The sequence below is a fragment of the Streptomyces sp. NPDC101165 genome (assembly GCF_044768135.1).
In the GTDB taxonomy this organism is placed as follows: domain Bacteria; phylum Actinomycetota; class Actinomycetes; order Streptomycetales; family Streptomycetaceae; genus Streptomyces.
On sequence record NZ_JBIWPG010000005.1, the window covers coordinates 384,798 to 397,002 of the forward strand.

12 protein-coding genes are annotated in these 12,205 nt (G+C 73.3%); 10 read left to right on the plus strand and 2 right to left on the minus strand.

Features of this window, described 5'->3' with window-relative positions; translation table 11 throughout:
* Positions 1–159 precede the first annotated feature (159 nt).
* Positions 160–900, minus strand: coding sequence for a GntR family transcriptional regulator (locus ACIRVH_RS13285; protein ID WP_403951763.1), 741 nt, complete (start codon positions 898–900; stop codon positions 160–162).
* Between the two features lie 225 nt (positions 901–1,125).
* Between ACIRVH_RS13285 and ACIRVH_RS13290 the strand changes: the two genes are divergently transcribed.
* The 8 genes from ACIRVH_RS13290 to ACIRVH_RS13325 all read left to right on the plus strand — a co-directional run bounded on the left by ACIRVH_RS13290 (position 1,126) and on the right by ACIRVH_RS13325 (position 9,826).
* Positions 1,126–2,286, plus strand: a complete 1,161-nt coding sequence (locus ACIRVH_RS13290; protein WP_403951766.1) for an ABC transporter substrate-binding protein — start codon at positions 1,126–1,128, stop codon at positions 2,284–2,286.
* On the plus strand, positions 2,283–3,182 hold the full coding sequence (locus ACIRVH_RS13295) for an ABC transporter permease (RefSeq protein WP_403951769.1): 900 nt from the start codon (positions 2,283–2,285) through the stop codon (positions 3,180–3,182). The genes ACIRVH_RS13290 and ACIRVH_RS13295 overlap by 4 nt, the downstream gene beginning before the upstream one ends.
* On the plus strand, positions 3,167–3,985 hold the full coding sequence (locus ACIRVH_RS13300) for an ABC transporter permease (RefSeq protein ID WP_403951771.1): 819 nt from the start codon (positions 3,167–3,169) through the stop codon (positions 3,983–3,985). Before ACIRVH_RS13295 ends, ACIRVH_RS13300 begins: the two co-directional genes overlap by 16 nt.
* Before the next feature lie 3 nt (positions 3,986–3,988).
* Positions 3,989–5,065, plus strand: coding sequence for an ABC transporter ATP-binding protein (locus tag ACIRVH_RS13305; protein ID WP_403951774.1), 1,077 nt, complete (start codon positions 3,989–3,991; stop codon positions 5,063–5,065).
* A gap of 14 nt (positions 5,066–5,079) precedes the next feature.
* Positions 5,080–6,546 carry an HAD-IA family hydrolase gene (locus tag ACIRVH_RS13310; protein WP_403951776.1) on the plus strand — a complete coding sequence of 489 codons (1,467 nt, stop codon included), beginning with the start codon at positions 5,080–5,082 and terminating at the stop codon, positions 6,544–6,546.
* A 92-nt stretch (positions 6,547–6,638) separates the two neighbouring features.
* Positions 6,639–9,008 (plus strand): nitrate- and nitrite sensing domain-containing protein, encoded by a 2,370-nt coding sequence (locus tag ACIRVH_RS13315; RefSeq protein ID WP_403951779.1) that lies wholly within the window; start codon positions 6,639–6,641, stop codon positions 9,006–9,008.
* On the plus strand, positions 8,998–9,435 hold the full coding sequence (locus ACIRVH_RS13320; RefSeq protein ID WP_403951782.1) for a roadblock/LC7 domain-containing protein: 438 nt from the start codon (positions 8,998–9,000) through the stop codon (positions 9,433–9,435). The genes ACIRVH_RS13315 and ACIRVH_RS13320 overlap by 11 nt, the downstream gene beginning before the upstream one ends.
* Before the next feature lie 7 nt (positions 9,436–9,442).
* Positions 9,443–9,826: a DUF742 domain-containing protein gene (locus ACIRVH_RS13325; RefSeq protein WP_403951784.1), complete on the plus strand. Its 384-nt coding sequence runs from the start codon at positions 9,443–9,445 to the stop codon at positions 9,824–9,826.
* Here ACIRVH_RS13325 and ACIRVH_RS13330 read toward each other — a convergent pair.
* The gene (locus ACIRVH_RS13330; protein ID WP_403951787.1) at positions 9,801–10,631 is read right to left on the minus strand and encodes a helix-turn-helix domain-containing protein; all 831 of its coding nucleotides are present in this window, start codon (positions 10,629–10,631) and stop codon (positions 9,801–9,803) included. The two genes, ACIRVH_RS13325 and ACIRVH_RS13330, sit on opposite strands and share 26 nt — an antisense overlap.
* 122 nt (positions 10,632–10,753) lie before the next feature.
* Here ACIRVH_RS13330 and ACIRVH_RS13335 point away from each other — a divergent pair, with 122 nt between their 5' ends.
* The gene (locus ACIRVH_RS13335; RefSeq protein WP_403951789.1) at positions 10,754–11,176 is read left to right on the plus strand and encodes a hypothetical protein; all 423 of its coding nucleotides are present in this window, start codon (positions 10,754–10,756) and stop codon (positions 11,174–11,176) included.
* 6 nt (positions 11,177–11,182) lie between these two features.
* Complete coding sequence (locus ACIRVH_RS13340) at positions 11,183–12,205, plus strand: NAD(P)-dependent alcohol dehydrogenase (RefSeq protein WP_403951791.1); 1,023 nt, start codon at positions 11,183–11,185, stop codon at positions 12,203–12,205.

A 12,205-nucleotide genomic window follows, 5' to 3' on the forward strand; every position in this document is an offset into this window, starting at 1 on the left:
GGGGGGGGGTGGGGGCGGGGGGGGCGGCGGGGGCGGGGGGTCCGGGGGGTGGCGGGGGGGGCGCCCCCGCCCCCCCCCCCCGGGGGGGGGGGGGGCGGCCCCCCCCCCCCCCCAACCACAACTGACCCGCACCCGGCGCACGGCAAAGCGCCCCGAGCTCTATTCCGGGGTCTTCCGCGCCAGCGCGTTGTTGCCTATCGAGTTGCGCACGCTGAAGCTCACCGCGTCCGGCCGATACCGGTCGTCCGACCACTCCACCGGACGCCCTTCGCGGGTCGTGGTGACCCGCCGCACCCGCAGCAGCGGACTCGTGCGGCGAACCCCCAGCAACTCGGCGTCTTGCGCGCCGCAGGCGACCGCGTCGATGACGTGCTCGCCGTAGGCGAAGACCAGGCCCGTGTCGTCGTAGAGCCGTTGGGTGACGGAGGGGCACTCGGGCTCGATCGGCTCGACCGCCGGTGCGATCCAGTCGGCGTACACCGTCCGCTCCAGCAACACCGGCTCGCCGTCCAGGCCGCGGACCCGCAGCACGTGCAACACCTGCGTCCCGGCGGGCAGTTGGAGCCGTACCGCGTCCTCCTGCGTGGCCGGGCGGTACTCCTGTGCCACCACGTGTCCGGTGGCCTCGCGGCCCATCGCCCGCGCCCACTGGGCGAAGCTGCGCAGTTCCTCGAAGCTCTGGCTGCGCCGGCTGGCGAGGACCACGCGCCGGGCGCCCTGGCGGGAGCCGATCAGGCCCTCGGCGGTGAGAGCGGCGACGGCCTGCCGGACCGTGCCGCGTGAAACGCCGTAGTGCGTCGCGAGTTCCGCCTCCGAGGGCAGCCGGCTGCCGACCGTGTACTCCTCGCGGTCGATCGCGCGCCGCAGCTCGTCGGCGATCTCCTCGTGTCGCGCCGTCATGCTTCCCCTCTGCTCAGGTCGCTGTGCACAGCGTGACCAGCCTAATCGAGACCTGAGCGTGATCTGTAGCGGTCTGGATTGTGCACACAACAAGGGCTCAAAGTTTCGTCACGGTTTACAGACAGGACACCTGCGGCGGGCGTACTGTGACGCAACTTGTTCATACAAGTTCTCCGCAGTTCCCCAACGCACCGCCCAACCCTCGTGCGCACCCCTGGAGAGACCGTGACCGTGTCCCTGCCGAGAAACGCCGTCCTCGGCGGCTCCCTCGCCGTCGTCGCCGCGCTCGCGCTGAGCGCCTGTGGCGCCGCCCCCGACAACGCGTCCACCAAGACCAAGGACGGCAAGAACGCCGCCACCGCCACCTCCGCGGCCGACTTCGGCGGCCTCGACGCCCTCGTCAAGGCGGCCAAGAAGGAGGGCACGCTGCACATCATCGCGGTGCCCCGCGACTGGGCGAACTACGGCGCCATCATCGACGGCTTCCAGAAGAAGTACGGCATCAAGATCGAGGACGAGAGCCCCGACGGCTCCAGCCAGGACGAGATCAACGCCGTGACCTCGCGGAAGGGCCAGGACCGCGCTCCGGACGTCCTCGACCTCGGCTCCTCCTTCGCCCTCAGCGCCGCCCAGCAGGGCCTGCTCGCGCCCTACAAGGTGGCCTCCTACGACGAGATCCCCCAGGGCCAGAAGGACCCGCAGGCCCGCTGGTTCAACGACTACGGCGGCTACATCTCCATCGGCTGCGACGCCAAGCGCGTGAAGGCCTGCCCGACCACCTTCAAGGACCTCCTCAAGCCGCAGTACAAGGGCCAGGTCGCGCTCAACGGCAACCCGACCAAGTCCGGCTCGGCCTTCGGCGGTGTCTATGCGGCAGCCCTCGCCAGCGGTGGCTCGTTCGACAGCATCCAGCCCGGCCTCGACTTCTTCGCCAAGCTGAAGAAGAACGGCAACTACACGCCGGTCGAGTCCACCCCGGCCACGGTCGAGAAGGGCGAGACGCCCATCAGCATCGACTGGGACTACCTGAACGCCGGCTACGCCGACGAGTTCAAGTCCAAGGGCGTCGACTGGAAGGTCGCCATCCCGGGCGACGGCCAGTACGCCCAGTACTACTCCCAGGCCATCAGCAAGGACGCCCCGCACCCGGCCGCCGCCCGCCTGTGGCAGGAGTACCTGTACAGCGCCGAGGGCCAGAACCTGTGGCTCAAGGGCTACGCCCGCCCGGCGCTGATGACCTCGATGGAGAAGGCCGGCACCCTCGACAAGACCGCCGCCGCCAAGCTCCCGAAGGTCACCGGCACACCCTCCTTCCCGACCGAGGACCAGCAGGGCAAGGCGAAGACGGTCATCGCGCAGGGCTGGGGTAAGGCCGTCTCCGGATGACGACCGCTCTCCCCCGTACGGACGTGGCGCCCGTCGCTTCGGCGAAGCGGCGGCGCCGCGCCCCCGGCTGGCTGGCCGTGGTGCCGCTGCTGGCGTTCACGGCGATCGCCTTCGGGCTGCCCGCCCTGGCCATCCTGGACGGCGCCTTCACGGTCAAGGACCAGACGACCGGCGCCGCCTCCTACACGGCCGAGAACCTCTCGACCTCACTGCAGGGCCCGTACCTCACCGCACTGGTGGGCAGCGTGAAGCTGTCGGCGATCTCCGCCGCGCTCGGTGCCCTGCTCGGGCTGCCGCTCGCGCAGGCCGTGGTCAGTTCCCGCTCCCGCGCGCTGCGCGAGGCCGTGCTGACCGCCTCCGGTGTGCTCGCCAACTTCGGCGGCGTCCCGCTGGCCTTCGCCTTCGTCGCCACCCTCGGCAACGCCGGCGTGCTGACCGTGCACCTGGGCCTCACGGACAAGGGCTGGGACCTCTACAGCTTCTGGGGCCTGGTCCTCGTCTACCTGTACTTCCTGATCCCGCTGATGGTGCTCACCATCACCCCGGCCCTGGACGGGCTGCGCGTCCAGTGGCGGGAGGCCGCGCTCAACAACGGCGCCACCGGGGTGCAGTACTGGCGGCACGTGGCCCTGCCCGTGCTCGCGCCCTCGCTGCTGGGTGGTCTCGTGCTGCTGTTCGGCAGCGCCTTCGCCGCCTACGCCACCGCCGCCGCGATGGTGGGCAGCGCGGTGCCGCTGGTCACGCTGCAGATCGCCGACGCCCTCTCCGGCAACGTGCTGGTCGGCCAGGAGAACGTCGCCCTCGCCCTCAGCCTCGACATGGTGCTGGTGGCGGGCCTGGTCATGGCCGTGTACCTGCCCCTGCAACGACGGAGCGCCCGATGGCTCGACGCCTGACCCCCTGGCGCTGGGCCGTCCTCGGCCTGGCCGCGCTGTACTTCCTGGTGCCGCTCGCCGCGTCCGTGATCTTCACGGTCGACGTGCCCGGCCACGGCGTCACCTTCGACGCGTACACGCAGATCCTGTCCGCCGACGGCTTCACCTCCAGCCTGCTGCTCTCGCTGGAGATGGCCGTGGCCACCATCGTGGTCGTCCTGCTGCTGATGGTGCCCGCCGTGGTCGCGCTGCGGCTCGGCGCGCCCAGGCTGCGGCCGGTGGTGGAGGTCGTGTGCTCGCTGCCGCTGGTGGTGCCGCCGATCGCGTTCGTCGCGGGGATCGTCACCGTGCTGAAGTGGGGTCCGGACCACCTGTCCCGGACCCCGCTGTTCCAGACGTTCGTGGCGATCCAGAACCCGACCTTCCCGGTCGTGCTCGTCCTCGCCTACGTCGTGATGGCCCTGCCGTTCGTCTACCGCGCCCTGGACGCGGGCCTGCGCGCCATGGACGTGCGCACCCTCGTCGAGGCCGCGCGCAGTTGCGGCGCGTCCTGGCCGCAGGCCCTCGTCCGGGCCGTACTGCCGAACCTGCGCGGGGCGCTGCTGAACGCGTCGTTCCTCACGCTGGCCCTGGTCCTCGGCGAGTTCACCGTCGCCCGGCTGCTGGGCTTCCAGCCCTTCGCCGTGTGGATCTACAACGTCGGCGGCTCCCAGGCCCAGATGTCCGTCGCCGTGTCCGTGCTCAGCCTGCTCCTCACCTGGGCCCTGCTCCTCGTGCTCGCCGGTGCCGGCGGACGCACCCGAACTGCTTCCTCCCGGGGATGAACCATGACCGTCACCACGCTTGAGAAGGCGACCGCCGAGAAGGCCGCCACCGTCGAATTCCGGGGGCTGCGGAGGGAGTTCGGGACCACCGTCGCCCTCGACGGACTCGACCTGACCGTCCGCCCGGGGGAGTTCCTGGCCCTGCTCGGCCCCTCCGGCTGCGGCAAGACCACCGCGCTGCGCATGCTCGCCGGGTTCGAACACCCCGACTCCGGTGCCGTGCTGGTGGACGGCGAGGACGTCACCCACGTCCCGGCCCACCGCCGCGACGCCGGGATGGTCTTCCAGTCGTACAGCCTCTTCCCGCATCTGAACGCCGTCGACAACGTCGCCTTCGGGCTGCGCATGCGCAAGGTCCGGACGGCCGAACGGCGCTCCCGCGCCGCCGAGTTGCTGGAGCTGGTCGGGCTCGGCGACAAGGGGGAGCGGTTCCCGCACCAGCTCTCCGGGGGCCAGCAGCAGCGCATCGCGCTCGCCCGCGCCCTCGCCCTGCGCCCGCGCGTCCTGCTGCTCGACGAGCCGCTGTCCGCGCTGGACGCCAAGGTGCGCCTGACCCTGCGCGAGGAGATCCGCCGGCTCCAGCAGGAGCTCGGCATCACCACCCTCTTCGTCACCCACGACCAGGAGGAGGCCCTCTCGGTCGCCGACCGGGTCGCCGTCATGCGCGCCGGACGGCTCGAACAGTGCGCCGAACCGGCCGAGTTGTACGGCCGCCCCGCCACCGCCTTCGTCGCCGAGTTCGTCGGCACGATGAGCCGGATCCCGGGCGAGCTGAAGGACGGCACGGTCGAGGTGCTCGGCCTGCGCCTGCCGGCCGACGGCGAGGTGCCGAACGGCGCGGTCGACGTGCTGGTGCGGCCGGAGTCCGTCCAGGTGCGGGCCGACGAGCAGGGCAGCGCCCGAGTCGTCGCCACCGCCTTCCTGGGCGCCGTCGTCCGGGTCACCGTACGGCTCGCCGACGGCACCGAGGCCAAGGCCGACCTGCCCGCCCACGAGGCCGCAGAGCTCGGTGCCGGAGCCGCCGTCGGCGTGTCGCTGCCCGAGCGCCCGGTGCTGGTGGCCGAACGTATCCAGAAGTGAGGAACGACAACAACGTGACCCCCCACAACCCCGTACTCCCGCTGCAGGCCGTCCTCTTCGACATGGACGGCACGCTCGTCGACACCGAGCGCCTGTGGTGGGAGGCGGTCGAGCAGGTCGCCGGACGCCCGCTGAGCGAGGCCGACCAGCCGGAGGTGCTCGGCCGACCCGTCGAGCACACCGCCGCCTGGCTCGCCGCCGCCACCGGAGGGGCCGAGGCCGACCTAGCGGCCGAGCTGCACCGCGAGTTCGCCGACCGCGTCCGCACCGGGATCGTGCCCCGCCCCGGCGCCCTGGACCTGCTGGACGCGCTGGCCGCCGCCGATGTCCCGACCGCCCTGGTCACCGCGTCCCCGCGCGCGGTCGCCGACGTCGTGCTCGACGCCCTCGGCGCCGGACGGTTCGCGGTCTCCGTCACCGCCGACGACACCGCCCGCACCAAGCCGGCCCCCGACCCCTACCTCGCCGCCTGCCGGGCGCTCGGCGTCGACCCGGCCGCCTGCGTGGCCGTCGAGGACACCGAGACCGGTGTGGCCTCCGCCGAGGCCGCCGGGTGCGCCGTACTCGCCGTGCCGTCCCTCGCGCCGATCGGCGCGGCACCCGGGCGGACCGTGCGCGACAGCCTCGTCGGCGTCACGCCGGAGGAGCTGCGCCGGATGATCGCGCCCGAACTCCGCGTCATGAGCTGGAACCTGTGGCTCGGCGGCAGCGAGGTCGACGACCACCGCGCCAAGCAGGTCAAGGCCGTCCTGGAGAGCGGTGCCGACGTCGTCGGGCTCCAGGAGACCGCCGGTACGGCCGCCCAGGAACTGGCCGAGGCCCTCGGCTGGCACCACCACCGGGCCGGCGAGAACCTCGGCGTCATCAGCCGGCACCCGATCACCGCCCGCTTCGGCGACCCCGAGGTCGGCTTCTACGGCGCCGCCGGCGTCCGGATCCGGGTCGCTCCCGGCCGCGAGGTCGACGTGTGGACGGCCCACCTGCACTACACGCCGTACGGGCCCTACGAGGCCGTCTTCGACGGGCTCGGCGCACCCGAGCTGATCGCCCACGAGGACGTGCGGCTCGCACAGATGCGGGATGCGCTGCACCGGATCGCCGAGTCGTCCTCGGACGGCGTCCCGGTGGTCCTCGTCGGCGACTTCAACTGCCCCTCGCACCTGGACCGGCCGGACGTGGCCTGGCCGGTGACGCGGGCGGCGGCGGACGCGGGGTTCGCGGACTCCTACCGTGAGGTCCACCCCGACCCGGTGGCCGAGCCGGGGCACACCTGGTCGCCGATCCACCCGGTGCACGAGGACGGCAGCGGGCGTCCGGAGCCGCAGGACCGGATCGACTACGTCCTGCACCGCGGCCTGACCGCGCGGGACGCGCGGACCCTCGTCGTCGGCACCCCGCACCCGTGGCCCGACGTCGCGGGCAACGACTGGCCCTCGGACCACGCGGCCGTCGTGGCCACCTTCGCACTGCCATGGAAGTGACCCGTGGTTACCGCAGGTCACCATTGCGGACCAGGTGACGATCCCGTAGGTTGTGCCCGCTCTTACTGACTGGTAACACCGGCAGGTATCCCATGCGCTGGCCCGTCGGCCGTCCCACCACCGTCCGTGCGCGGATCGTGGCGCTCGCTCTCGCCCCGGCCGTCGCGCTGATGGCCCTGTGGAGCTTCGCCATGGTGTCCGTCACCGCCGAACTGCGTGCGCTGATCCGGCTCCAGGGGGTGTACGAGGACTTCGGCACCCCCGTGGACACCGCGATCGGGCAGATCCAGATCGAACGCCGGATGTCCGCCGCCTACCTGGGTGCCCGCCTGGACACGGCGACGGCGGGGGACCTGCTCGGCCAGCAGCGCCGTACCGACCGGGCCGTCGACGCCATGCGGCACGCGGTCCGGGACGGCGACCGCGGGCGGCTCACGGACCGGCAGCGGCAGGCCCTGGACACCGTGGTCGCCGCCACCGGCAAGCTGGAGGCGCTGCGCGAACGCGTGCTGTCCAGGAACATCACCTGGGACCGGGCGGTCGACGAGTACAGCACGCTCGTCGAGCCCGGCTTCGACGTGCAGTCCACGCTCACCGCGCTCCAGGCCGGACAGCTCGCCCGGGAGGCGCAGGTCGTCATCGAGCTGGTGCGGGTACGGGAGTTCGTGTCCCGGGAGGACGCCCTGGTCGCCGGGGCACGGGCGGCCGGGACCCTGACCGACCGGCAGTACGACACCCTGACCGCCACCATCGAGGACAGGCGCGTCTTCGAGCGGACGTACGTCCCGGACCTGCCCGCCGACTCGCGCGGCCTGTTCGAGGAGTTCCAGCGCGGTGACCTCCACCGCTCGCTGACGCAGGGCGAGGACGCGCTGCTGCGGTCCGGAGCCGCGGGAGCCGGGCGGGCCGTCGCGGCGGACACCTGGCGGACCACCTCCGACCGGGCCGTCAAGCGCTACATGCAGCTGTGCACCCGCTCCGCCGAGAACTCCGCGGCGCGCGGCCGGGACTTCGCCTACCACGAGCTGACCAAGGCAGCCGTCGTCGGCGCGGTCGGGCTGGCCGCCGTCGCACTGTCCCTGTGGTTCGCGGTGCGCGGTGCGCGGCGCATCTCACGGCGCCTGGAGACCCTGCGGGACGCGGCCGACGTGCTGAGCACCCGCAAGCTTCCGGACGTGATGCGCAGGCTGAGCGCCGGCGAGGACGTGGACGCGCTCGCCGAGGCGCCGCCGCTCGCCGCCGACGAGATCAGGGACGACGAGATCGGCCAGGTCGGCCGGTCCTTCAACACCGCGCGGCTCGCCGCCGTGGAGGCCGCCGTCAGGCAGGCCACCCTGCGCCGGGGCCTGTTCGCGGTGCTGCTCAACATCGCGCGCCGCAACCAGGCGCTGGTGCACCGGCAGCTGAAGCTCGTCGACACGCTGGAGCGGCGCACCGAAGACCCGGACATCCTGCGCCAGTTGTTCCGCATCGACCACCTGACGACCCGGATGCGCCGCCACGCGGAGAGCCTGATCATCCTCTCCGGCTCGGCGCCCGGCCGCCGCTGGCGCAGGCCCGTGCCGGTCGCGGACGTCGTCGCCTCGGCGGTGAGCGAGATCGAGGACTACGCGCGCGTGGTGGTGCCGCCGATGCCCGAGGTCGGCGTCGCGGCGGACGCGGTCGCCGACGTCGTCCATCTCGTCGCCGAACTCCTGGAGAACGCCACGGCGTTCTCGCCGCCGCACACCCAGGTCACCCTGCGCCCCGGACGGGTCGGCAGCGGCTTCGTGCTGGAGATCGACGACCGCGGTCTCGGCCTCGACGCCGAGCAGCGCGCGGAGGCCCACCGCACCCTCACCGACCCCGAGGCCTTCGACCCCACCCGGCACGACCGGCTCGGCCTGTACGTCGTCGGCCGCCTCGCCGCCCGGCACGGCATCGAGGTGAACCTGCGGGACTCGCCGTACGGCGGCACGACCGCGGTGGTGCTGCTCCCGGAGGGGGTGCTGGCGGCGGTGGAGCCGGCGGGCACACCCTCTGCCGGGGCCGAGGGACGGGACCCGGTGGCGCACCCGCCGGCCCCGGCCGAGCTGCCGAGGCCGGTCGAGCGGACCGCGCCGGTGCTGGAGCTGCCCACCAGGAAGCGGTCCACGTCCCGGGCCGCCCTCGCGCCCGGGCCCTCACCGCAGGAGCCCCGCAGGCCGGACGCCCCCGGCCCGGAGGCGGCCCCCCGCCCGGAGCCCGCCCCCGCCCTGCCCACCCGCACCCGCCAGGCCTCCCTCGTCCGCGAGCTGCGCGACGATCCGCCGCCCCGTGGCACGGAACCCGAGCGCGAGGTCGACGCCGACGAGATGAGGGCGATCTTCGGAGCCTTCCAGCGGGGCCTCGACCGAGGCCGCAAGGGCCTGCCGGCCACCACACACACAGACGACGCGACCACCGACGCCGACGAAGGGACGGACACCGACGATGCACGGTGACGACGAGACCCCCGAGAACCCGGTCCCGCCCGCCGGAGCGCCCGGCACGGATCTGGGCTGGCTGCTCGACGACCTCGTGGCCCGGACCGACCATGTCCGCCAGGCGGTGCTGCTGACCGCCGACGGCCTGCCGCTCAGCTGCTCGGAGGGCATGCGCCGGCGGGACATCGAGCACCTGGCCGCCGTCTGCTCCGGCTTCCACGGCCTCGCCCGCTCGGCGGGGGAGCGGTTCGAGGCGGGGGAGGTGCGGCAGACCATGGTCATGCTGGAGGACGCCTACCTCTTCATCACCCCGGCCGGGCACGGCAGCCGCCTCGCCGTGCTGAGCGAGGCGCGGACCGACGTCGGACAGCTCGCCCACGAGATGGCCCTGCTGGTCCGCCGCCTCGGCCGCCATCTGGACGCCGCCACCCGCTCGGCCCCCTGATCCCGCGGTGAGCGACGAGCACTGGTACGAGGACGAGACCGGGTCGATGATCCGTCCCTACACCGTGACCCGGGGCCGCACCCGGCCCTCGGACCGGCACACCATCGACCTGATGTCCCCGGTCACCGCCCTGGAGCCGGACGGAGCGACGCACGCGCAACTCGACCACGCCCGCACCGCGCTGCTCGACCTGATCCGCCGCGGCGCCCGCCCCGTGGCCGAGCTGGCCGCGGACGCCGACCTGCCCCTGACCGTCGTACGGGTCCTGCTCGGCGACCTGGCCGAGGCCGGTCTGATCCGCATCGACGAGCCGCGCCGCCTGCCGGTCAGCGGTCCGGCCGCCGATCCGGGGCTGCTGCGGGAGATCATGGCGCGGCTGAAGGAGCTGTAGCCGCGGCGCCGACGAGGTCGGTCAGCATCCCGGCGGTCTCCCGGTCCGCCGGCAGGAAGGCCTCCAGGCGCAGCTCCGCCACCGTGACGTCGGTGGCCGTGCCGAAGTGCGTGAGTGTGGTGATCAGTGTCAGCTCGCGGTCGTCGTCCGGACCGGGCGCCCGCAGCCGCAGGGGTACGGCGAAGCCCAGGTGGTCGGGCGACTCGCGGGGCCGCGCCGGTGCCAGCTCGGCGAGCTCGGCCGCCAGCCGCCGCAGCCGTTCGTCCGGGTTGCGCACGCTCTCGGCCCGGACCGCGTCGATGATGTGCCACGCCCACTGCTCCAGGTTGACGATGCGGGGCGCCAGGCCCTGCGGATGCAGCAGCACCCGGGGAACGCTCACCGGCGGGACGAGCAGGTGCGGGGCCACTCCGGTGATGAACGCGTGGAAGGCCGCGTTGGCCGACACGAGGTCACCGTGCCGGTCGACGACCACCGCCGGGTACGGCAGATGGCCGTCCAGGATCCTTTCGAGCGCCGTACGGATCGGTTCGAGCCGCGGATCGTCCAGGCTGCTCCGCGGGTACGCCGGTGCGAAACCGGCCGCGAGCAGCAATTCGTTGCGCTCGCGGATCGGCACCTCCAGGGACTCGGCCAGCCGGATGATCATCGACCGGCCCGGAGCCGACCGGCCGCTCTCGATGAAGCTGACGTGCCGCTGCGTGGTTCCGGCCCGGGTGGCCAGCTCCAGCTGGCTGACCCGCCGCCGGGTGCGCCACTCGCGCAACGCGCCGGGGAGGGGCCCTCTGGTCGTTTCACCGATCATGCCTCCTGTGTAGCGCGCCCGGCCGCGGCCGGGCGATACCCCGCGGGGAATTGCCGCCGGTACGCACGGCGCAGCAGGGTCGTGGCCGTACACCGGCCCTGCGCAACCGAGGGGAAACGACCATGTCCGACACCGACATCCGCCGCCTCACCGAGAAGTACGTCGCCGTCTGGAACGAACCCGACGCGGAGCGGCGCCGCACCGCGATCCGTGAGCTGTGGTCCGACGACGCGGTCCATGTGCTGCAGCCGCCCAAGGAGCTGGCCGAGGCCGCCGAGGGGCTGGGCTTCGACCGGCTCGTCCTGCAGGCACAAGGGCACGACGCGCTGGAGATCCGGGTGACGCGCGCCCACGAGGAGTTCGTCGCCCCCGGCACCTTCGTCTTCCGCTCGCGCGACGACGCCGACCGGCTCCACGACGTCGTCAAGTTCCACTGGGAGATGACGCCCGGGGACGGCGGCGAGGCCGCGGGCGTGGGCCTGGAGATCCTCGTGCTCGGCCCCGACGGCCGGATCGTCGGCGACTACCAGTTCATCGAGGGGTGACCGGCGATGATCCCTTCCACCGTACGCAGCTATCACCTCGGCCCCGGGGGCGGCCTGGACGCCCTCTCGCTGCGCACGCACGAGCCACGCACCCCCGGACCCGGCGAGGTCGCGGTCGCCGTCCGCGCCGTCTCGCTCAGCTTCCGCGAGCTGCTGGTGCTGCGCGGGACGTATGTGCTGCCCGTGAAGCCGGACGTCGTGCCGGTCTCGGACGGGGCCGGTGAGGTCGTCGCCGTCGGGCCGGACGTCCACCGGGTGCGCCCGGGCGACCGCGTCGCCTCCACCGTGTTCCCGCACTGGCTGGACGGCCCGCTGGAACCGGACCGCCTGCCGCAGCTCGGCGGCACCCTCGACGGCATGCTGACCGAGCTGGCGATCCTCCCCGAGGACGCCCTCGTCCACGTCCCCGACCATCTCACCCATACCGAGGCGGCGACGCTGCCCTGCGCCGCCGTCACGGCGTGGAACGCGCTGACCGGCGACGGCCGTGGAGTGCGCGGTGGACAGACCGTGCTGACCACCGGCTCCGGCGGGGTGTCGCTGTTCACGGTGCAGTTCGCGACACTCCTGGGCGCGCGGGTGATCGCCACGACCGGCAGCCCGGCCAAGGAGGAGCGCCTGCGCGACCTGGGGGCCGACGAGGTCGTCAACCACCGCGACGTCCCGGACTGGCACGGCGCGGTCCGGGAGCTGACCGGCGGGCGGGGTGTCGACCGTGTCGTCGACACCGCCGGGACGCTGGACCAGTCGCTGAGATCGGTCGCCGTCGACGGGCATGTCGCCCTCGTCGGGTCCGTCTCCGGCGACTGGTCCCCGATCGACCCCCGGCTGCTGTTCGGCGCCGCCGCCACCGTCCGGGCGGTGGCCGTGGGCAGCCGCGCCCAGTTCACCGCCATGAACGACGCCATCGCCGCGCACCGGCTGCGACCGGTGGTCGACCGGGTGTTCCCCTTCGAGGAGGCCGCGGAGGCCTACCGGTACTACGAGTCGGCGAGCCCGCTCGGAAAGGTGGTCATCGGCGTCGGGTGA

Bases quoted from the DNA above. Each gene is read 5' to 3' on its own strand.
- ACIRVH_RS13285 (WP_403951763.1), bottom strand. From the start codon at position 900: ATGACGGCGCGACACGAGGAGATCGCCGACGAGCTGCGGCGCGCGATC.
- ACIRVH_RS13295 (WP_403951769.1), top strand. From the start codon at position 2,283: ATGACGACCGCTCTCCCCCGTACGGACGTGGCGCCCGTCGCTTCGGCG.
- ACIRVH_RS13300 (WP_403951771.1), top strand. From the start codon at position 3,167: ATGGCTCGACGCCTGACCCCCTGGCGCTGGGCCGTCCTCGGCCTGGCC.
- ACIRVH_RS13305 (WP_403951774.1), top strand. From the start codon at position 3,989: ATGACCGTCACCACGCTTGAGAAGGCGACCGCCGAGAAGGCCGCCACC.
- ACIRVH_RS13315 (WP_403951779.1), top strand. From the start codon at position 6,639: ATGCGCTGGCCCGTCGGCCGTCCCACCACCGTCCGTGCGCGGATCGTG.
- ACIRVH_RS13320 (WP_403951782.1), top strand. From the start codon at position 8,998: ATGCACGGTGACGACGAGACCCCCGAGAACCCGGTCCCGCCCGCCGGA.
- ACIRVH_RS13330 (WP_403951787.1), bottom strand. From the start codon at position 10,631: ATGATCGGTGAAACGACCAGAGGGCCCCTCCCCGGCGCGTTGCGCGAG.
- ACIRVH_RS13335 (WP_403951789.1), top strand. From the start codon at position 10,754: ATGTCCGACACCGACATCCGCCGCCTCACCGAGAAGTACGTCGCCGTC.
- ACIRVH_RS13340 (WP_403951791.1), top strand. From the start codon at position 11,183: ATGATCCCTTCCACCGTACGCAGCTATCACCTCGGCCCCGGGGGCGGC.